At 40.7% G+C, this 20,341-nt stretch carries 18 protein-coding genes; 8 read left to right on the forward strand and 10 right to left on the reverse strand.

Annotated elements, in window-relative coordinates:
• The first annotated feature begins 8 nt into the window (after window positions 1–8).
• The 5 genes from B3394_RS05085 to B3394_RS05105 are packed head-to-tail and all read left to right on the forward strand — an operon-like array spanning window position 9 to window position 5,932.
• Window positions 9–1,667 (forward strand): peptide MFS transporter, encoded by a 1,659-nt coding sequence (locus B3394_RS05085; RefSeq protein ID WP_286913758.1) that lies wholly within the window; start codon window positions 9–11, stop codon window positions 1,665–1,667.
• Between the two features lie 3 nt (window positions 1,668–1,670).
• On the forward strand, window positions 1,671–3,182 hold the full coding sequence (locus tag B3394_RS05090; RefSeq protein WP_286913763.1) for a peptide MFS transporter: 1,512 nt from the start codon (window positions 1,671–1,673) through the stop codon (window positions 3,180–3,182).
• Between the two features lie 24 nt (window positions 3,183–3,206).
• Window positions 3,207–4,976 carry a peptide MFS transporter gene (locus tag B3394_RS05095; RefSeq protein ID WP_273245014.1) on the forward strand — a complete coding sequence of 590 codons (1,770 nt, stop codon included), beginning with the start codon at window positions 3,207–3,209 and terminating at the stop codon, window positions 4,974–4,976.
• Window positions 4,977–4,991: 15 nt separating this feature from the next.
• The gene (locus tag B3394_RS05100; RefSeq protein ID WP_177730086.1) at window positions 4,992–5,465 is read left to right on the forward strand and encodes a thioredoxin family protein; all 474 of its coding nucleotides are present in this window, start codon (window positions 4,992–4,994) and stop codon (window positions 5,463–5,465) included.
• Between the two features lie 8 nt (window positions 5,466–5,473).
• Entirely contained in the window at window positions 5,474–5,932 is a 459-nt protein-coding gene (locus B3394_RS05105; protein WP_177730085.1) for a thioredoxin family protein, read from the forward strand.
• Here B3394_RS05105 and B3394_RS05110 read toward each other — a convergent pair.
• From B3394_RS05110 to surE, 5 genes are read right to left on the reverse strand one after another with little or no spacing between them, the layout of a single operon-like run.
• Window positions 5,929–7,959 carry a ComEC/Rec2 family competence protein gene (locus B3394_RS05110; protein WP_286913772.1) on the reverse strand — a complete coding sequence of 677 codons (2,031 nt, stop codon included), beginning with the start codon at window positions 7,957–7,959 and terminating at the stop codon, window positions 5,929–5,931. The genes B3394_RS05105 and B3394_RS05110 overlap by 4 nt on opposite strands.
• A gap of 42 nt (window positions 7,960–8,001) precedes the next feature.
• Window positions 8,002–8,664: a C40 family peptidase gene (locus tag B3394_RS05115; protein WP_286913782.1), complete on the reverse strand. Its 663-nt coding sequence runs from the start codon at window positions 8,662–8,664 to the stop codon at window positions 8,002–8,004.
• A gap of 44 nt (window positions 8,665–8,708) precedes the next feature.
• Window positions 8,709–9,821 carry a lipid-A-disaccharide synthase gene (lpxB, locus tag B3394_RS05120; protein WP_273245022.1) on the reverse strand — a complete coding sequence of 371 codons (1,113 nt, stop codon included), beginning with the start codon at window positions 9,819–9,821 and terminating at the stop codon, window positions 8,709–8,711.
• Window positions 9,822–9,844: 23 nt separating this feature from the next.
• Entirely contained in the window at window positions 9,845–10,120 is a 276-nt protein-coding gene (locus B3394_RS05125) for a hypothetical protein (protein ID WP_246297018.1), read from the reverse strand.
• 10 nt (window positions 10,121–10,130) lie between these two features.
• Window positions 10,131–10,907 (reverse strand): 5'/3'-nucleotidase SurE, encoded by a 777-nt coding sequence (surE, locus tag B3394_RS05130; protein ID WP_177730081.1) that lies wholly within the window; start codon window positions 10,905–10,907, stop codon window positions 10,131–10,133.
• 186 nt (window positions 10,908–11,093) lie between these two features.
• Here surE and B3394_RS05135 point away from each other — a divergent pair, with 186 nt between their 5' ends.
• Window positions 11,094–13,307, forward strand: a complete 2,214-nt coding sequence (locus tag B3394_RS05135) for a carboxy terminal-processing peptidase (RefSeq protein WP_177730080.1) — start codon at window positions 11,094–11,096, stop codon at window positions 13,305–13,307.
• Window positions 13,307–14,416 carry an ABC transporter permease gene (locus B3394_RS05140; RefSeq protein ID WP_286913786.1) on the forward strand — a complete coding sequence of 370 codons (1,110 nt, stop codon included), beginning with the start codon at window positions 13,307–13,309 and terminating at the stop codon, window positions 14,414–14,416. Before B3394_RS05135 ends, B3394_RS05140 begins: the two co-directional genes overlap by 1 nt.
• A 43-nt stretch (window positions 14,417–14,459) precedes the next feature.
• Here B3394_RS05140 and B3394_RS05145 read toward each other — a convergent pair whose 3' ends face one another.
• Window positions 14,460–14,978 (reverse strand): hypothetical protein, encoded by a 519-nt coding sequence (locus B3394_RS05145; RefSeq protein WP_286913791.1) that lies wholly within the window; start codon window positions 14,976–14,978, stop codon window positions 14,460–14,462.
• Window positions 14,979–15,070: 92 nt separating this feature from the next.
• On the opposite strand from B3394_RS05145, the gene B3394_RS05150 reads away from it, so the two are divergent.
• A complete protein-coding gene (locus B3394_RS05150) occupies window positions 15,071–15,889 on the forward strand; it encodes a DNA/RNA non-specific endonuclease (protein ID WP_286913792.1) in 819 nt (272 codons plus the stop codon).
• Here B3394_RS05150 and rodA read toward each other — a convergent pair whose 3' ends face one another.
• The 4 genes from rodA to mreC are packed head-to-tail and all read right to left on the reverse strand — an operon-like array spanning window position 15,890 to window position 20,331.
• The gene (gene rodA, locus B3394_RS05155; RefSeq protein ID WP_177730076.1) at window positions 15,890–17,146 is read right to left on the reverse strand and encodes a rod shape-determining protein RodA; all 1,257 of its coding nucleotides are present in this window, start codon (window positions 17,144–17,146) and stop codon (window positions 15,890–15,892) included.
• The gene (mrdA, locus tag B3394_RS05160) at window positions 17,146–19,008 is read right to left on the reverse strand and encodes a penicillin-binding protein 2 (protein WP_273245032.1); all 1,863 of its coding nucleotides are present in this window, start codon (window positions 19,006–19,008) and stop codon (window positions 17,146–17,148) included. Before mrdA ends, rodA begins: the two co-directional genes overlap by 1 nt.
• Window positions 19,005–19,511: a rod shape-determining protein MreD gene (locus B3394_RS05165; protein ID WP_177730074.1), complete on the reverse strand. Its 507-nt coding sequence runs from the start codon at window positions 19,509–19,511 to the stop codon at window positions 19,005–19,007. The genes mrdA and B3394_RS05165 overlap by 4 nt, the downstream gene beginning before the upstream one ends.
• Window positions 19,504–20,331: a rod shape-determining protein MreC gene (gene mreC / locus B3394_RS05170; RefSeq protein ID WP_177730073.1), complete on the reverse strand. Its 828-nt coding sequence runs from the start codon at window positions 20,329–20,331 to the stop codon at window positions 19,504–19,506. The genes B3394_RS05165 and mreC overlap by 8 nt, the downstream gene beginning before the upstream one ends.
• Window positions 20,332–20,341: the final 10 nt, after the last annotated feature.

Genomic DNA, 20,341 nt, shown 5'->3' on the forward strand with positions numbered 1-20,341 from the left:
AACAATATATGTGGAATAAACATCCCAAAGCTTTACCGTTTTTATTCTTGTCAGAAATGTGGGAACGTTTCGGCTACTATTTAATGATCGGAATTTTTACATTGTATTTAAAAGATGTAGAAGCCGGCTTTGCAATGACCGAAAAAGAAGCTTCTGATTTATACGGAACTTTTATTGCTTTAGTATTTCTTACTCCATTTATAGGTGGATTGGTAGCAGACCGCTACTTAGGTTACAGAAAATCAATTATCATAGGCGGAATATTAATGGGAATAGGGTACTTCCTGATGGGAGTACACTCCATTACCGTCTTATATATAGCCATGACACTGGTTATTTTAGGGAACGGTTTCTTTAAACCGAATATCTCGACCTTATTAGGAAACTTCTATTCCAAAGAAGAATACAAAGACAAAAAGGACGAAGGCTACAATATTTTCTATATGGGAATTAATGTAGGTGCTTTTATCTGTAACTTCTTTGGTGCTGCTTTGCAGATCCTTTTAGGGTGGCATTGGGCTTTTATGGCTGCCGGAGTGGGAATGTTTATCGGAGTATTGATATTCATGTCCGGAACCAAACACTATGTAGGTTACGATCAGAAAAAAGGAGTACAGGAAGGCGACATGCCGTTCTGGAAAATTATACTGTTCATCCTGGTACCGTCTGCGGTATTTGGCGTAATTGGCTGGTTGTTGAAAGGCGTGGCTTCCGATACGAATCCGGATAGCTATATCTTCGGTTCCGACAGTACCGATGCCTTTATCTTTGCGTGTATTCCGGTTGTATTATTTTATGCCAGTTTGTATTTCAAAGCAAAAACAGAGGACAAAAGACCAATTGCAGCACTTTTAGCAATTTTTGGTGTGGTAATCCTGTTCTGGGCAGTATTCAAATTAAACGGATCGGCACTGACTACCTGGGCAGACCGTTATACCGACAGACAGACAACCGAAACAACCGCAAATGTGTTTAACGGATTGAAACTGGCGAAGCAGGTTGAATTTAAAAAAGACTCTGTTGAATTATATGACGACCAGTTCCGACTGCAAAAAGAAAACGGCGTAGTCAAAAAAGAAGTAAGCTATCCGTTATATTTTAGAAATGTAGCACCGGAAAAACTGCCTCAGGAAGGTTCCACAGTAAGCTTGTGGGCGACCAACTTAAGTCAGTCCATAAATCCGGGATGGGTTATTATTTTAACACCGTTAGTGGTTGCATTCTTTACCTTTTTAAGAAACCGTAAAAAAGAACCGTCAACACCAACCAAAATTGCTTTCGGATTATTGATCTCCGCCTTATCGGTACTGGTAATGATAGCCGCGGTAAAAATGGGGAACAACGGAACCGAAAAAGTAAGTGTTTGGTGGCTGGTTGCCAATTATGGCATTATTACCATCGGAGAATTATTCTTAAGCCCTATGGGACTATCGGTAGTGTCCAAACTGAGTCCTACGAACATTACCTCGTTAATGATGGGCGGCTGGTTTTTGGCAACATCTATCGGAAATAAACTAAGTGGAGTATTAGCCAGTATGTGGGATACTTATGAAGATAAAACAGATTTCTTCTGGGTAAATTTCAGTCTTTTATTAGTGGCATCGTTAATGATGTTTGTACTGTTGAAATGGTTGAATGCGATTATGAAAGAAAAAGGAATTAATTAAACTATGAATACAAACTCGACTTTAGAGGAAATACAGAATTTTAATGGCAAGTACCCCAAACAATTGTGGTACTTGTTTTTTAGTGAAATGTGGGAGCGCTTTAGCTTCTACGGAATGAGAGGGATGCTGGTTATCTTTATGGTGAACCAGTTAACGATGAATGAAACGGTAGCCAACCTGCAATATGGCGCTACCCAGGCTTTTGTTTATGCCTTTACCTTTATCGGCGGTTTGTTTGCCGATAAGATTCTGGGGTACCGCAAATCCCTTTTCTGGGGTGGACTGTTAATGATCGTGGGAAGTATTATTCTCGCGGTAGATCCCAAACAATTCTTCTTCTTCGGAATCAGCTTTACCATTGTAGGAACCGGATTCTTCAAACCGAATATCTCCACGATGGTCGGAAAACTGTACCGTGATGACGACAACAGAAGAGATGCCGGATTCTCCCTGTTTTATGCAGGAGTGAATTTAGGAGCGCTGATAGGCGGTTATATCTGTATCGCTGTGGCAAATGGAAGCATGTTAAGCTCTTTTATTCCGGAACACCTGAGATGGAATGTAGCGTTCGGATTTGCATCAATTGTGATGATTATCAGTTTGCTGACGTTTACACAAACTCAGAAAAGTCTGGGCGAAATAGGACTGTCGCCATTGCTGAATCTGGAAACGTCTAAAAGAAAAATGTATGAATATGCGACTTATATCGGTTCCTTACTGATATTGCCGATTATCATGACCATGGTTTCCAAAACAGAATACACCGATATTTTTATGTATATCATCGGACCGTGTTCTTTATTGTACCTGTTCTATGAAATGAAAAATTATTCCATAGCAGAAAATAAAAAACTTTTGGCGGCTTTGGTATTCATTATCTTTTCCATTTTCTTCTGGGCATTTTTTGAACAGAGCGGTGGTTCTTTGAGCCTTTTTGCAGCCAACAATTTAAATAATACCGTTCTGGGCGTGAAACTGGATCCGAACGGGGTAAACAACTCTTCCAACTCCTTTTTCGTAATCACGTTTGCTGCTTTGGTGGGTATGGTGTGGTTATGGATGGCTAAAAAGAAAATTGAACCGAATACCATAGTGAAATTCGGATTAGGATTCCTGTTTTTAGCCGGAGGTTTTTATGTGTTTTACTATACCAAGTTTTTTGCAGATGCTAACGGGATGACTTCTTTAGACCTGTTTACTCTGGGATGGTTTGTAATTACTTTTGGAGAGCTGTGTCTGTCGCCGATTGGAATGTCGGCCATGACAAAACTTTCGCCGCAGAAACTACAGGCAGTTTTGATGGGAATGTGGTTCCTGGCGAGTGCCTACGGACAGTATTTTGCCGGATTATTAGGAGCTAATATTGCCAGCGCTTCGGAGCATGCCACCAACCTGGAAAAACTGACGATCTATGCAGACGGTTATAAACAACTGGCACTGTATGCCCTTATTGCGGGAGTTGTATTAATTGCCATTTCGCCTTTGGTGAAAAAATTAATGCAGGAAGTAAAATAATAATATTAAAATAGAATTGCTATAATGTCGACTGAATCTGCCAATCCGGATTTTTTCAAATCAAAAGTTTTAGGACATCCTTCGGGATTATTTGTACTGTTTTTTACAGAAATGTGGGAACGCTTTTCGTTTTATGGAATGCGGGTACTGCTGGTAAACTTTTTAACGATGGCTGTTGCCGGAGTGGCAATGCCGGGTTGGGGATGGAGTAGTGAAAATGCCGGAGCTTTATTCGGAACCTATGCCGGTTTGCTGTATCTGACCCCTATTCTGGGCGGAATGATCGCCGACCGTTTTATCGGGTACCGCTGGGCGGTAGTTGTCGGTGCCGGAATCATGACACTGGGACATGCCGCTATGGCCATAGAAACGGAATTCATGCTGTATTTCGGATTGGCTTTGCTGGTAATCGGAACCGGTTTTTTTAAACCGAACATGACATCCATTATCTCCGAAATGTATAAAGACCTGCCGGAGAAAAAGGACGGTGCCTATACCATTTTTTATATGGGGGTAAATGCCGGAGCCTTCTTCGGAATGATGCTTTGCGGCTACCTGGCCGAAAAAGTAGGCTGGAGCTGGGGATTCGGACTTGCCGGAATCTTTATGCTGTTAGGGACGTTGCAGTTCTGGATGGCCAAACCGCTTTTCGGAACAATTGGGGAAGTGCCGAAAAAAGAAAAACGCGAAGCCGCGGCAGCAGCTGCCGAAAAAAGAAACCCTTTTACGACTTTGGATAAAATTCTGATTCTTTTAACATCCGTTATCGGAGTTTTATTTATTTTTAATGACCCGTTATCAAAAATAGGCAATATCAATATCTTACCGCAGGAATTTATTGTTTCCAAAGAAACATTAGCCGGACCATTAGTGGTTATTCTGATCGGATTGGTCTTGTTCCTGTTCCTGATCGTGGGAAGGATTTTACGATATGACAGAATTGTAAGAGACCGGATGTTTGCGTTTATCGTATTTGCATTTTTCACGGTTTTCTTCTGGATGTCTTTTGAACAGGCAGCGACTTCTTTGGTGTTGTTTGCAAGAGATTTCACAGACAGGGCACTCGATGGAAACTCGCTGGTTATTTTCAATACGGTCAATGCCTTGCTAACGATTATTCCGTTAGGGATTATTACCTGGGTATTGGTACTGTTGTTCAAACAAACCAAATCGGTAATTTTAAAATCGAACATCACGCTTTTTGTTTGTTTCGGCTTAATGTGGGGAATTGTTTTGTGGATGCTGTACCGGGAATTTACAAGTGAAAACTCTGAAGTGACCGTTTCGTGGTTCAGTACGCTTAATTCGTTCTTTATCATTGTTTTTGCATCGTTATATACAAAATGGTGGGATAGCAAATACAACCCGAGTGCTGCCGTAAAATACGGATTGGGATTAATCATCATGGGACTTGGTTTTGCAGTGCTGGCTTACGGCTCTTCGGCTATACCGCAGGGAGCAGTGGCAGGAACGGTTAGAGTGAGCATGATCTGGCTTATCCTGGCCTATTTACTGCATACCCTTGGCGAACTATGTCTGGCTCCTGTAGGCTTGTCCTATGTGAGTAAACTGGTTCCGGGCCGGATGATTGCTTTTATGTTCGGAATGTGGTACCTGGCGATTGCCATCGGGAATAAGCTTGCCGCAAGTGTTGGAGGAATGATTGACGATATTGTGAGAGATTATGATATGTCTACCTTCTTTTTAATTTTTACATTTGTACCGTTGGTGGCCGGTGGTATCGTGATACTGTTGAACCCGGTATTGAAAAAATTAATGCACGGCGTAAAATAAATTAAGACCTGATATATGAAAAAAATAGGATTAGTATTGGTTTTTGTTCTGGTAAGCTTTTGGGCTAATGCGCAGGAAGCGGCAACATTAGAATGGCATACCGATGTTAAAAAAGCGGTACAGTTATCGGAAAAAGAAAAGAAACCGCTGTTCTTATTTTTTACAGGAAGTGATTGGTGCGGATGGTGCATCCGCTTGCAGAAAGAAGTTTTTTTACAACCGCAGTTTGTAAGCTGGGCAAAAGAAAATGTTATTTTAGTGGAGTTGGATTTTCCAAGAAGAAAAGCACTGGCACCGGAAGTACAGCAAACAAACAACCAGTTAATGAACATGTTTGGTGTTCGCGGTTATCCTACAGTATGGTTTGTAAAAGCCACTGAAAAAGACGGGAAAATTAATTTTGAAAAATTGGGAAGCTCCGGTTATGTTGCCGGCGGTCCCGCTGTTTGGTTAGAAGGAGCAAATCAGATAATAAAGAATATTAAATAAAAAAGAACATGAAAAAAATACTATTAATGTTATTCCTTACCGTTGGAGCAATAACGGCTCAGGCACAGGAAATCAAATGGATGACATTTGACGAGGCTATTAAAGCACAAAAGAAAAATCCGAAACCGATCTTTATGGACGTGTATACCGATTGGTGCGGACCATGCAAAATGTTAGATAAAAATACCTTTAGCGATAAAGAAGTAGCCGATTTTGTGAGCAAGAATTACTATGCTGTGAAATTTAATGCAGAAGGAAATTCTGAAGTAAACTATAAAGGTAAAAAATATGCCAATCCGGGTTTTGATCCGAACAGAAGAGGCAGAAACGGTGTTCATGAATTTACCATGTTTTTACAGGTTCAGGGCTATCCGTCTATGTTTATCTTAGATAAAAAAGGGGAGTTAAAAGCACCACTTGTTGGTTACAGAACTCCTGAAGAATTGCTAAAAGATTTAAAAGGTTAATTTGTATTAGCAATTTTATAAAATCCCTTTTTACTCGTAGCGTAAAAAGGGATTTTTGTTTTTTCGCAGCTTTTCTCCCATCGTTTTACATCCGATTTATAATTGGTGCCGTCTGCAATAACCAGTTCCGGCTGTAAGGCTGCCATAACTCTTTCCAGATTGATTTTCGGAGAACCCGTCAGGATAATCACATCCGGTTTTCCGCCAACAGCATACAACCCGGAATGATCGATAATAAGGATCTTCCGGTTCCCGTAAAAAAGCAGCTGCTGTAACGGAAAGCAACGCACTTCCGGATTAAACAAACCTTTACGGTACATTTTAAGATTGTAATTGTCTTCAATTAAACTGTCGTTGCTGAAAGCGCGAACGCCGCCCTTTTGTTTTACAGTAATCAAGGGATGCTTCCGGTTGTTAAAAATAACCAGTTCGTCTTTCTGCCGTATATTCGTCAGGGTCGCCATATAAACTAACTGCAAAATCATCACGGTGACCAGCCACCCGGCAAACCGGGGAAAGCTCTTTTTTCGCAGCCAGAGCAAAAAGAAAATAAGGCTCAGGTACAGGCTGATCATCAGCAAAAAAGTAAATGGAATATCTTTGATAACAAAATCTTTAAAAGAGGCGACCCAGGCAATATAATCATTCATCACTTCAATTAAAAAAGAAAGCAGGCGCCCGAAAAATACCGCAACAGCAGTAGAAACAAAATTCAGGACCAGGACGAATATTCCCAGGATCAGGATAACCGTAGAAAGCGGTATCACAACCATATTGGCCAGCAGGAAGAGTGAGGGAACCTGGTTAAAGTAATACAAACACAGCGGCATCACACCAATTTGCGCGGCCAGCGAAATAAGGGCAGTGTCCGTAAAATAATGGAGGATCCGGTTTTTGCCAAACTTTATTTTCCGGTAAAATGGCTGCAGCCAGACAATAGCGAAAACGGCAATATAGCTCAGCTGAAAACCAACATCGAAAAGAAAATCCGGTTTAAACAGCAGCAACAGCAATACGGATACCGCCAGCGAATTGTAAATATTGGCTGTCCTGTTCAGGAATAGCCCGAAACTAATGATGCTGAACATCGTCACGGACCGGACAACAGATGCCGAAAGTCCGGATAGTATGGCAAAGATCCAAAGAAAAGCAAGCACGGATACTAATTGCAGGATATTGCCCTTTTTGTGCTTTTTAAGCGGTTTAATTATAAAAAGCAGCATTCCGTATAAAACGGCAATATGAAGTCCGGAAATGGCAAGGATATGCACCACGCCGGCATCGGTATAACTGCTCGATGTTTCTTTTTCCATATCCTGTCGCTGTCCGAGAAGTAAAGCGTCAATAACATGCTGCACTTCCGGCCGGAAATGATGTATGGAAAAACCGGAAAGCAGTTTGTCGCGGTAGCGGGCAGTATAAAAATCAAAATTTCTTTTTTGGCCGGTCTTTACAAAATTACCGCTATCCAGGTGCAGCTGGTGGAACACATTTTGCTTTTCCATATACGCGGCATAATCAAAATGGTAAGGATTAATGGCCCTGGGAATGAGGGTTACAGGACCGTTAAGCAACAACACATCACCAATGGCCGGCTGTTCTATGGCAGTTGTTTTCGGGATGTTTAGCAGTAACGTTCCGAAAACCGGGTGCCGGTTTATTTCGGTAATGGTAAAATAGTACTTTTCGGCAAAAGCGTTGGGTTTTAAACGTTCGGAAAGTGTTCCCCGGATTTCATTATAGTCTTCTTTCAGATAACGGGTATAATGTCGCGGGTGATTCGGTTCATAATGAACATGATGCACGAAGCTTCCGGCAGCAAAAGAAAACAGGCAGAGCGTTAAGCCGAAATAATTTTTCTGTAAAAAATCTTTTTGTGAAAAATAATAGCTCAGGCAGAAGACAAAGCCGGTAACACTGCAAAACAGCAGCAGGTTGTTTGTGTCGGGCTTCCGGTAAAAATCATAGAGTATGCCCGATACAAAAAAGAATACAATCGCTATTATGGGATATCGCAATACCTTCATAAATTCTAAGGTATTGAAAAATAGCGGTATATAAAAATTATTTTAGTTCACCATTCGGTTGGCCTGTACAAAAGAACGCTCATAATAAGGCTCTTTTGTGGAAGAAATAATAACACCGCTGGAGGTAGAAGAGTGGATAAATTTAATTTCATCTTCCGCAACTTCCACAACAAGTCCTACATGGTTGATAATGCGCTTACCGTTGGTTCTGAAAAATACCAGGTCACCGCGTTTAATGTCTTTGAATTCCAGTCGTTCTCCCACTTTTGCCATATCGTTGGAACTGCGGGGCAGCGATAGATCAAAAGAACTGAATACGGCAGTTACCAGTCCGGAACAATCCATTCCTTCACGGGTCGTTCCGCCACCGCGATAGCGAACACCCAGGTAGTCCATAGCGGTATTGGTTAACTGTTCTGCGATATAGCTGTCGCTTCCGTCGCTTACAATAATATCGTTTTCCGGTTCGTCTTTTTCAACCAGTTTACGTTTTTTACGATCGGTTTTCCGAGATTCTTCTTCCGCTTTTTTATCAGCTTTAGAAGATTTTGAGGAGGAAGCTACAGTTTTTGATCTTTCTTTCTGAGTATAGGAATAGAGTCCTTTTTTTTCGGCTTCTTTTTTAGAAGTAATAATTGTTGGTGCTGTAGATTTACAGGAAACCACTAAAAATAATAAAAAGAATACTTGTATAACCTTTCTCATGATCAATCGCTTTTGAACAAAAATAGGGAAATATTTTCGCCGGCTTATGTTAAATTATTTATAATTAACTGTGCTGTTTTCTCGCTCGCGCCTTCGCCACCAAGCTTTTCTTCCAGTAAATCATATTCTTTCAACAGCTTAGCGCGGTGATTCGGTTCTAATAATTTAGAGAGTTCCTGTTTGATTTTTTTAGGATTGCAATCGCCCTGAATCAATTCGGTAACCACTTCTTTATCCATGATCAGATTTACAAGCGAAATGTATTTTAAGGTAATAATACGCTTGGCAATCTGGTAGGAAATCCAGTTTCCTTTATATAAAACAACTTCGGGAACCTTAAATAAGGCAGTTTCCAGTGTTGCCGTACCGGAAGTAACCAGGGCGGCATGTGCCACGCTTAACAGATCGTAGGTTTTGTTGGAAATAAAGTGTACCCTTTTGTTGGTCAGGAATTGCTGGTAAAAAGAAAAATCCTGGCTTGGTGCCCCGGCGATCACAAACTGGTATTCCGGAAAAGCATCCACTACAGAAAGCATTTCCGAAAGCATTTTGGAAATTTCCTGCTTTCTGCTTCCGGGCAGCAGGGCAATAATCGGTTTTTCATCCAGATCGTTTTCCTGTCGGAATCGTGCCGTATCGGTTTTTTCGCGATAGTGAATCGCGTCGATCAGCGGGTGGCCTACAAAAGCTACCGGGAAATGGTGTTTCTTTTCGTAAAAATCTTTTTCAAAAGGCAGAATAACATACATTTTATCCACATCCCGTTTGATGGCATTGATACGGTTTTCTTTCCACGCCCAGATTTGCGGGGAAATATAATAATGGGTTTTCATGCCCAGCTCTTTTGCCCATTTTGCAATGCGCATGTTAAAACCGGGATAGTCAATGAATATCAGCACGTCCGGCTGAAAAGCCAGTATGTCGGCTTTGCATATTTTAATATTGTTAAGGATCGTTTTAAGATTCATAACCACTTCCGCAAATCCCATAAAAGCAAGGTCGCGATAATGTTTAACTAAAGTGCCTCCGGTTTTTTGCATCAGATCGCCACCCCAAAAACGTATTTCGGCATTTGGGTCGTGTTGGTAAAGGCGCTTCATTAAGTTCGAACCATGAAGGTCGCCTGATGCTTCTCCGGCTATAATGTAATATTTCATCGCTTGTTGATTTCTGTGTACTGTTATAGGATAACGGTTAATATTGCTAAAACGATAGTGGCCAGGATGACGCCACGTGCCATTTCTTCCTTGCGGAATTTTAATAATAAAAAGAACGAGATCAGGTTGAAAACAGCGCCAAGGGTAATGACCTTTCCGGATAAGTTTTGCTGACGGATAAATTTCAGACCCTGAATGGTGTGAATGTCCGTAAACAATAACAGGAACAGGCAGGAGCCAAGGCCTGCGGCAAGTATTCCGATTATAAATCCTATTATTAAATCTTTTGTACGCATCATCGTTTTAATCTTAATTGTTCAGATTCCAGGTGTTCAGCTGCTGGATGGCATGGTGTGCGGTAAGGTCGAACTGAACCGGCACAACGGAAATATAACCATTGGCCAAAGCCCATTCGTCTGTATCTTCTCCTTTATCCTGGTTGACAAACTCACCGGTAAGCCAGTAATACTCTTTTCCCTGCGGATTTGTTCTTTTGTCAAAACGCTCTTCCCACATGGCTTTTGCCTGACGGCATATTTTGATTCCCTTGATTTCCTGAGCAGGAAGTTTCGGTAAATTCACATTCAGAATAACGCTGTCCGGCAGGCCTTTTTCCAGAACCTCCAGGGTGATTTTTTTGACAAATTCCTTTGCCGGCTCAAAATCGGCATTCCAGCTAAAATCCAATAATGAGAAACCAATGGCGGGAATCCCTTCAATACCGGCTTCTACAGCGGCACTCATGGTTCCGGAATAAATAATATTGATAGAAGAATTAGAACCGTGGTTGATGCCCGATACGCATAAATCCGGTTTGCGCTTCAGGATTTCATGAACGGCAATTTTAACACAGTCTACCGGAGTTCCGGAGCAGCTGTATTCGGTATCCAGATCGGCATCAATGGTAACTTTCTCTACATGCAGCGTATTGTTGATGGTGATAGCGTGTCCCATAGCCGATTGCGGACTGTCCGGAGCGACTACCACAACTTCCCCGATTTCTTTCATTACACTAATCAGTGCTCTGATTCCCGGTGCCACAATACTGTCGTCATTTGTAACCAATATTAAAGGTTTCTTACTCATTTTGGGGGTATTTTTTTAGTTTCGCTAAAGTAAGCAATTTCTAAATTTGTCCTGGTACAATTTTTGATTTTTAAAGTTTTGGAATATCTGTGATAATTCCGTAATGAAAAGAAACCTTTAACAAAAAATTATCCGTATATTAAGAGAGTAACATCCTTTTTTATGTAATTTAGTTGAAAAATAGTAATGAATACTTTTTGGCAATTTATGAAGAGAAATTATAAGATTGTATTGGTGATAACCGCTTTGTCAGCAATACTTTGGAGTTTTATGCCTAACAAAAAAGCAGATCCTGAAAAAGACAAGCTTTTGCTGGAACTGTTGACATTTGTTTTAGAAAAAGGGCATTATGATCCTGTGGCGATGGATGACGCATTTTCAAAAAGTGTTTATAAAGAATATATTTCTGCCTTAGATCCTTCGAAACGATTCTTTATTCAGTCGGATCTGGATGAGTTTTCCAAATATGAAACGCAGATCGATGACATGATCAAAAATAAAGATCTGACCTTTTTTGATCTGACTTACCAACGTTTGATGGAACGTATGGCCGAATCAAAAAAAATCTACAAAGATGTACTGGACAAACCGTTTGATTTCAATACAAATGAGGAAATCAGCGTGGATTATGACAAACAGCCGTTTTCTAAAAACAAATCGGAACTGAGAACCCGTTGGGAAAAACAGTTAAAACTGAATGTCTTGTCTTCGGTTACCGACAAGCTGAAATTACAGGAAAAAGAGAAAGAAGGTACAGCAGATAAAAAAGGAGCGGAAGGAACTAAAAAAGCTGCTGATTCCAAACCAAAAACAGTTGAAGAATTAGAGAAAAGTTCCCGTGAAACGACTTTAAAATCGTTAGACGAATATTTCGGATTCATTCAGGAATTAGACCGTGAAGACTGGTTCTCTGTCTATCTGAATGCTATTGTAGAGCGTTTTGACCCGCATACTTTCTACTTTGCTCCGGATGATAAAGAGAAATTCGATATCAGCATCAGCGGAAGCCTGGAAGGAATCGGAGCCCGTTTACAAAAGAAAAACGATTTCACCGAAATTACAGAACTGATCCCTGGCGGACCAGCCTGGAGAGGAAAACAACTGGAGCAGGGTGACCTGATCATGAAAGTAGCGCAGGGAAATGACGAACCGGTTGATGTGGTTGGAATGCGTCTGGACGATGTGGTGAAAAAAATTAAAGGTAAAAAAGGAACGGAAGTTCGTTTAACCGTTAAAAAAGTGGATGGAACCATTAAAGTAATTCCGATTGTCCGTGAAGTGGTTGAAATTGAAGAAACATACGCAAAATCGTCTTTAGTTAAAAAAGGGGATGCGACTTACGGCGTAATTTATTTACCGAAATTCTATATCGATTTTGAAAATAAAGATAAAAGAGATGCCTTTAAAGATGTAGCACAGGAAATCGAACGATTGAAAAAACAGAATGTTCAGGGAATCGTAATGGACTTGCGCGATAACGGCGGAGGTTCTTTGCAAACCGTTGTGGACATGGTAGGGTTGTTTATCGATCAGGGACCGGTGGTACAGATCAAATCGGCTAACGGTAAAAAAGAAGTACTGTACAACAAACAGTCAAAAGTACACTGGGATGGTCCGCTTGTGGTAATGGTGAATAACTTCTCGGCTTCGGCATCAGAGATCTTTGCAGCAGCTATCCAGGATTATAAAAGAGGTGTGATCATCGGAAGTAAACATACTTATGGTAAAGGAACGGTTCAGAATGTAATCGACCTGAATCAGTTTATCCGAAGCAATCCTTATGGTGATTTAGGCGCTTTAAAAACGACTACTCAGAAATTCTACAGAGTAAACGGTGGTTCTACACAGCGTGAAGGGGTATTGAGTGATATCGTGATGCCGGATCGTTATTCTTATATCGATATGGGCGAACGTGATATTGACAATGCAATGCCTTGGGACAAAATTGATCCGGCAAATTACCAACCGGTAAAAGGACTTGATTTTTCAGGAACTATTGCCAAAAGTAAAGAGCGAATGGCAGATAACGAGCAGTTTAAACTGATCGATGAAAATGCAAAATGGATCAGCTCCCGTAAGGATATGAATGTGTACAGTCTGAATTTCAAAAAATTCAAAGCAGAAGAATCGGCAGTGGAAGCGACTGCTAAAAAATTCAAAGCTTTGGCAGATTATAAAAACAGCCTGACCTTTACATCATTGCCATACGAAATGGAATTGTTTAAAAACGATACCTTGTTAGCTCAGAAAAGACAGCGTTGGCACGAGAGTTTAAATAACGATGTGTATGTAGACGAAGCCTTGAATATCTTAACGGATATGAAAAGCATGAATGCCAATGTGAAAGGAACGATAACGTTAAAAGACAAAAAAAATAAAATTGTTGATAAAGTAAATTAATGAGTTTATCGAATCAATCTCTTACAGCTTTAGCGCTCCGGAAGTTTAGAAAAAACTTCTGGGGCGTTTTCAGTTTTGTGTTTATTGCAATATTAATCTTTGTAGCCGTGTTTGGCTATTTTATTGCTCCGGATAATTCCAAATATGCCAACTGGGGTGATTTGGCAATACGTTCCAAAGAACCCGGTTTTAAAGTAACCATACTCCATATTCCGCTGGAAACACAGCCGGAAAGCCATTGGTATGATTACTTTACAGGACATCCGGATTATTTTACCAAAAAACCGGTTAACGCCTATAGAATAGCAAACGATTCCCTGTATTTTGACGAATACTCGGAAGACAAGAATATCGTTATCACCGATAAAATTCCGCTTTCCGCCTTCGGGAAAGAAAAGGATCCGGAAATGCTGAAGGCAAAATACATAGTAGAGAAAACCTTTTTTTTGGGAACGGACAACCAGGGGCGGGACTTACTGAGCCGCCTGATCATTGGTTCGAGAGTTTCAATTGCGATTGGTTTTGTCTCGGTACTGATTTCTCTGATTGTGGGGATTTTCTTTGGTGCCATTGCCGGTTATTATGGCGGTAAGGTCGATGCATTTGTCATGTGGCTTATTAACGTGATCTGGTCTATTCCTACCTTGCTGCTGGTTATTGCGATAACACTGGCTTTGGGAAAAGGTTTCTGGCAGGTATTTGTAGCGGTCGGATTAACGATGTGGGTAGAAGTGGCCCGTGTGGTCAGAGGGCAGGTTATGAGTATCCGGGAAATGCAGTATGTAACGGCAGCCCGGGCATTGGGTTATAGAAACAGCCGTATCATTTTTAACCATATTTTACCCAACAGTATGGCGCCGGTAATTGTAATTTCGGCAGCTAATTTTGCTTCGGCCATATTGGTGGAAAGCGGACTGAGCTTTTTAGGACTGGGCGCACAGGTTCCGGTTCCGAGCTGGGGTTCCATGATTAAGGATAACTATAATTATATCATATTAGGAAAGCCGTATCTGGCGATTATCCCGGGAGTAGCGATGCTGCTGCTGGTATTGGCCTTTATGATGATAGGTAATGCGCTCCGGGATGCCCTGGATGTAAAAGCATCATAAATAGCAATAATAAAAAAAGCCATCGTGAAGATGGCTTTTTTTATTAGGAATTAGGATTCAGGTTTTTTAATGCTAATTGCGCTTCCTGTAATTCTATTTTTCGTTCTTTATTTTTATTGGCAAGCTTTAAAAGCTTCTTTTTCCATTTGATGTCGTCTTCATCAGTAAGCTTGTTGCGGTCTTTCAGATTTCGGTATTTTTCATTTTGTTTGTCCAAATCTTTCTGACTGCTCTGAACCCTGTCGGTTGCTTTATGCACATTCTTTTGTGCTTTTTCAAGATTGGCATGTGCCTTTTCGGCTTTCTTTAATTCTTTAGCCAATCTTTTTTGTTCCTTTTCGGCTATTTTTCGCTGTTTTTCGGCTTCCTTAAGTGCCAGTGCTTTTTCATTGTCGAGCTTTTCTTTTTCAATACGCTCTTTTTCTTCTTTGATTCTTTTTAATTCGTTCTGTGTTTCTTTAATATGTGTTTCAGCATTGGTTGTTGTTTCTTTAGCGATTTCCTGTCCAAAACTAAATTGTGTTGCCATAATCAACACAGCCAACATTAATTTCATTCTCATAAATTATACTTTTTTGAATTGTAAAATGCGTTATAACTATTTGCTATCTTTACAAATGTAACAAAAATTATACCATATACTGATTAATTGCGATGAAGAGTATTGTAATCCCGATAAAACTGGCTGTCCTGATTTTTTTGCTGCATTCGTGCCGTCAAAACACTGAAAATACAGTGGTAATCAGTAATGAACACCCGAAAGAGAGTATTGTATCGCCGGTAAGTCCGGTCCTGCAAAATGGGTTCGATTATTATCCGACCTCTACTACCGGTGTGGTTATTACCCACAACAGTTATACGTTTTCGTATGCCGAAGATTATGAACAATCGGAGTGGGTAGCCTATACGCTAACGAAAAACGACTTTTCAAACAGGGATTACAAACGACCTTTTTTTATTGAAGATAATGCGGTAAAAACGGGTTCTGCCAGTTGGAAAAACTATAAAAATTCCGGTTACGATAAAGGACATTTGTGTCCGGCGGGCGATCGGAAAAAAGATTATGAAATGTATCAGGAAACATTTTTAACGTCCAATATTTCGCCCCAGCGGCATGATTTTAACGATGGTGTCTGGAACAGGCTGGAGCAGAAAGTACGCTACTGGGCTACAAAATACGACGGGCTTTATGTTGTGACCGGCGGTGTATTGTCGGATAATCTGAAGACAATCGGGAAGGAGCAGGTAGCGGTTCCAAACTATTTCTACAAGGTTTTAATGACTAAAAAAGGCGATAAGATGATCGGTTTCCTGGTGCCGCATGAAGCCAGCGAGAAACCGCTTTATGAATTTGTTGTGGATGTGGATACCATCGAAAAATTAACCGGTATTGACTTCTTTCCGCAATTACCGGATGCCGTAGAAAACAAATTCGAAAAATCGAGTGATTATAAAGGATGGAGTTTTAATTAACTACCATTCGTTTACCTTATTCGCATCCATTTTCAGGAAGATAAACAGTAAAATCGTAAAGGCCCACAAGCTGGAACCACCGTACGAGAAAAAGGGCAGTGGTACTCCAATGGTCGGGAACATTTTAATTAGCATTGAAATGTTTACAAAGAAGTGGGTAAACAGGAAAGTGGCTACACAATACCCGTAGACACGGCTAAACTTTGTTTTCTGGTGTTCGGCCAAATAGATGATCCGCAGGAATAGCGTCACGAATAACGCGATAACAACTGCTGCTCCGGCAAATCCCCATTCTTCACCAACAGTGGTAAAAATATAATCCGTATGCTGTTCGGGAACGAAACCGCCTTTTGTCTGTGTTCCTTCCAGGTAGCCTTTTCCGATCCAGCTTCCGGAACCAATCGCAATCATGGACTGGTTTAGGTTGTATCCTTCTTTCTGCATGTTGACATCTTTACCCAAAAGTACATTGATCCTGTCTTTCTGGTGCGATTCCAGTACATTTTCATATACATAGTCTACCGAGAATACAAAACCGGTAATCAGTACGAAAATGATACCGTACACGAGCGGATTCCGGTTAATTCGCCGGTTAAAGATATAGTGAATGATCATGATCATCAGTGCCAGGATTACAATGAAAACAGGCTTGATAATCAGGGCAAGGACAAAGAGTATAATCGCGATAAATCCGGTCCATAAATACCAGCTTGGCAAACCTTCCCGGTAAAGTACGAATACCAGTGAGATAAAAATCATCGCACTACCGGCATCGGGCTGGAGCATGATCAGGATAACCGGAAAGCCAAAAACGGCCAGTGCAAGTACCTGATGGCTGAATTGTTTGATGTTTATCTGGGTGTCACTCAGTAGTTTGGCGAGTAGCAAGGCTGCTGCGGTTTTCACAAACTCCGAGGGCTGGAAACCGAAACCGCCAAACTGATACCAGTTGGTCTGTCCTTTAATGGTTTTACCAAAGGCGAAGAGTCCTAATAACAACACGATACCGAGGGCGTAAAAGACGACGGCATATTTCTCAAAAATCTTGGCATCCACAGATAGTATTGTGAAGATCAACGGAATTGCCAGAAGAATGAACAGCATCTGTTTTCCGTAAATCTGACTCAGGTCAAATATGGACGTTTGTTCCAATGGTAACGAAGCAGAATAGATATTCATCCATCCCATGGCAACTAATACAATATAAATAAGTATTGTAATCCAATCGATATTACTCGCTACACTTTGGTTCTTCATTATTTGTTGTTAATTGTAAAAGGTAATCCGCTGGTAACCTTGTCATATTCGTGCTGTAGGCTTCCTTCCAGCATTCTTTTTTCTAAATCTGTTCGGGTAATGGTACCTCTGAGGTATTTTTCAATCATTAAGCTGGAAATAGGTCCTGCCCAACGCGCACCCCAATATCCGTTTTCAACCAATACCGCAATAGCGATCTTAGGATCGTTTCTGGGTGCAAAAGCAACGAACACGGAGTGGTCAGTAAGCTGAACACGTTTTCCGTTAATCTTGGTAAAGTTTTCGGCAGTACCGGTTTTACCGCAAATTTCAATGCCGTCTACGCGCAGGCTTCTTGCCGTTCCCATATTGTACACGTCAAAAAGACCGTCAATAACCGGACGGAAATATTGTTTGTCAATAGTGGTAACGTGTTTGGTCGTGAATTTTTTATCGATCTTATGCTTTTCAATCTTTTTAATTACGTGAGGAGTGTAATAATACCCTTCATTCGCAATGGTAGCCATCATGCTGGCTAACTGAATAGGTGTCATGGTAACCTCACCCTGGCCGATAGAATTGGAAATAATGGTTGTTCCTTTCCATCCGCCGTTTGGATACCAGCGATCATAATACCTTGATGTCGGAATATGTCCTTTTCTTCCCGGAGGTAAGTCGTAGCCCATAAAGTTACCCAATCCGAAGCTTTTCAGATGGCCGCTCCAGGCGTCAACTCCAAATCTCGGTTTGCTGTATTTTTCGATCGTTCTTTTGTAAACATTGGCAAAATAGGCATTACAGGATTTGTAAATACCGTTGTGAAGCTGGATGTTTCCGCCCGGGCAGTGGCATTTCATAAAAGCACCTCTACCATAAGAAAACCCGTGATGACAAACAAATGAGGTGTTTTCATCGATCACTTCTTCCTGTAAACCGATCAATCCGGTAAGTATTTTAAACGGTGATCCGGGAGGATATTCGGCCAGTAAACCCCTGTCGTATAACGGTTTTGCGATAGAATCGTTAAACAGCATGGTGTAGTTTTTCGAACGCTCGCGACCCACTAAGATAGCCGGGTCATAGGACGGAGCGGTTACCAGTGCCAGGATCTCACCGCTTTTCGGATCGATAGCCACGATACCGCCTCTTTTGTTAACCATTAAGGATTCACCGTATTTCTGAAGCTCGGCATCAATGGTTAGTGTAATGTCTTCTCCCTGTATGGCGATCGTGTCATAAATACCGTCTTTATAAGGACCGATATCCCTGTTGAAACGGTCACGCTGGATATATTTTACCCCTTTGGTTCCTCTCAGGATGTCTTCATACATTTGTTCGACACCCTGCATACCAATCAGGTCTCCGCTTTTATAATACGGGTGTTTTTTGATAATGTTGTCGTTAACCTGGGTAATGTAACCAAAAATATTGGCACCAACATTTACCTGGTAATCCCTTAGCGAACGCTTTAAAATTTCAAAACCGGAGAACTTTCTGATTTTTTCCTGAAAAGCCGCATATTCCATCTTGTTCAGCTGTGCGATGAACACAGAAGGAAGCATTGGACTGTACACGCGGGCTTTCTGAATTTTTTTGATGAATTCTTCTTTTGTGATGTTTAACAGGTTGCAGAATTCAAGGGTATCAATATTTTTAACGTCTTTTGGGGTAACCATAATGTCATAAGACGGCTGGTTAGCAACCAAAAGCTGTCCTTTACGGTCATAGATATAACCGCGTTCCGGATATTCATATTTAATTTTAATCGCATTGTTATCCGATTTCTGAATATACGAATCATCTAAAATTTGCAAATAGAAAAGCCTTGCCATTATCAGCAGTGCTGAAATAACAATCAAACCAGGTAATAAAAGTTTTCTCATCGTTTGCTAGGCTTAATTAAATAAATAATTATGATGCAAAGTAGTAAAGTAAATATTGTGCTTAGTAAAGTTCGTAATAAAATATCCCAAATAAAATTAAAACGGAATATTTCTAATAAATAGAGTACCAAATGGTGGGTTACCACAGCTATTAGTATAAATGAGAAACGCTCGGGGGAGAGCTTATCGGTTATTTTGACGGTTTGGTATTCGTAACTCACTCCAAATGAAAACCGGAAGAAAGCTGGTCTGAAATAAGCCAGTGTAACGCAGGCTGCCGCATGTACGCCTCCCGAATTGGAAAACATATCCATGATAAGGCCCAGGAAGAAACTGGCCATCAGCAATCCTGCTTTATTTCCGTTAACCGGATATAAAATTATAAAAAGGATATACGGATAGGGATTGATAAAACCCAGAAAATTGATGTTGTTAAAAATAACAACCTGTATGGCAAGTAGCATTACAAACCGTAAGCTATTTGTAATAAACGTGCTATTCATTTTTTGTTTCTTCTTCTAGTTTCTGGATTTCTGCTCTTTTCAAATTTTCAATTACATACACATGACCTAAGTTCGTCATGTCGTTGAATAACCGAACATTAAGGGTGTAATAATTGGTCGCCTTATCGATATATACTTTGTCAATCGTTCCGATAGGAATGTTTTCCGGGAAAATTTCCGAACGCCCACCGGTTACGATGGTGTCTCCTTTTCTAACGGAAGCCAGTCGGGGTACATCGATTAACTGTGCAAAACCAACATTACGTCCGTTCCAGATCAGGGAACCGAAATGGTTGGACTTTTTGATTTTCGCATTGATCTGCGATTTGACGTTTAAAACACTTTGTACAGTCGAATAACTGGACGATGTCTTTTCGATAATCCCGACAACACCTAAGCTGTTCACAACGCCCATATCGGCTTTTAAACCGTCTTTTTCACCGCCCAATAACGTCAGGTAGTTTTCTTTACTGTTAAAAGTGTTGTTGATTACTTTGGCATTATACACTTTAATATTCTCCAGGCCGGACGGTTTCGGCATCGAAACGTTAGTGCCCAAAGAATCCACTCCGTTGTAAAGCAGTTTTTTCAGTTCTGCATTTTCGAAAGCCAACTGGTTGTTTTGCTCGCGAAGATTCAGGTATTCTTTTACATTATTGATTTTTTCGTAAACAAAACCGGTAAATGTATTTGCCGAACTGATATAACGGCTCCTGTGATATGAGTGCGATTGTATCGTTAAAGATAAAGAAATGCCCAAAAGCAGCAAAAACAGTAACTTGTTACTGTTTTTTAATATAAAGTTAAAAATTTGCTGCATGAATTATTTC

Origin of the sequence: Flavobacterium sp. UBA4197, from assembly GCF_002379575.1 — a bacterium.
In the GTDB taxonomy this organism is placed as follows: Bacteria; Bacteroidota; Bacteroidia; order Flavobacteriales; family Flavobacteriaceae; genus Flavobacterium; species Flavobacterium inviolabile.

Bases quoted from the DNA above. Each gene is read 5' to 3' on its own strand.
- B3394_RS05085 (WP_286913758.1), top strand. From the start codon at position 9: ATGTGGAATAAACATCCCAAAGCTTTACCGTTTTTATTCTTGTCAGAA.
- B3394_RS05090 (WP_286913763.1), top strand. From the start codon at position 1,671: ATGAATACAAACTCGACTTTAGAGGAAATACAGAATTTTAATGGCAAG.
- B3394_RS05095 (WP_273245014.1), top strand. From the start codon at position 3,207: ATGTCGACTGAATCTGCCAATCCGGATTTTTTCAAATCAAAAGTTTTA.
- B3394_RS05100 (WP_177730086.1), top strand. From the start codon at position 4,992: ATGAAAAAAATAGGATTAGTATTGGTTTTTGTTCTGGTAAGCTTTTGG.
- B3394_RS05105 (WP_177730085.1), top strand. From the start codon at position 5,474: ATGAAAAAAATACTATTAATGTTATTCCTTACCGTTGGAGCAATAACG.
- B3394_RS05110 (WP_286913772.1), bottom strand. From the start codon at position 7,959: ATGAAGGTATTGCGATATCCCATAATAGCGATTGTATTCTTTTTTGTA.
- B3394_RS05115 (WP_286913782.1), bottom strand. From the start codon at position 8,664: ATGAGAAAGGTTATACAAGTATTCTTTTTATTATTTTTAGTGGTTTCC.
- lpxB (WP_273245022.1), bottom strand. From the start codon at position 9,821: ATGAAATATTACATTATAGCCGGAGAAGCATCAGGCGACCTTCATGGT.
- B3394_RS05125 (WP_246297018.1), bottom strand. From the start codon at position 10,120: ATGATGCGTACAAAAGATTTAATAATAGGATTTATAATCGGAATACTT.
- surE (WP_177730081.1), bottom strand. From the start codon at position 10,907: ATGAGTAAGAAACCTTTAATATTGGTTACAAATGACGACAGTATTGTG.
- B3394_RS05135 (WP_177730080.1), top strand. From the start codon at position 11,094: ATGAATACTTTTTGGCAATTTATGAAGAGAAATTATAAGATTGTATTG.
- B3394_RS05140 (WP_286913786.1), top strand. From the start codon at position 13,307: ATGAGTTTATCGAATCAATCTCTTACAGCTTTAGCGCTCCGGAAGTTT.
- B3394_RS05145 (WP_286913791.1), bottom strand. From the start codon at position 14,978: ATGAGAATGAAATTAATGTTGGCTGTGTTGATTATGGCAACACAATTT.
- B3394_RS05150 (WP_286913792.1), top strand. From the start codon at position 15,071: ATGAAGAGTATTGTAATCCCGATAAAACTGGCTGTCCTGATTTTTTTG.
- rodA (WP_177730076.1), bottom strand. From the start codon at position 17,146: ATGAAGAACCAAAGTGTAGCGAGTAATATCGATTGGATTACAATACTT.
- mrdA (WP_273245032.1), bottom strand. From the start codon at position 19,008: ATGAGAAAACTTTTATTACCTGGTTTGATTGTTATTTCAGCACTGCTG.
- B3394_RS05165 (WP_177730074.1), bottom strand. From the start codon at position 19,511: ATGAATAGCACGTTTATTACAAATAGCTTACGGTTTGTAATGCTACTT.
- mreC (WP_177730073.1), bottom strand. From the start codon at position 20,331: ATGCAGCAAATTTTTAACTTTATATTAAAAAACAGTAACAAGTTACTG.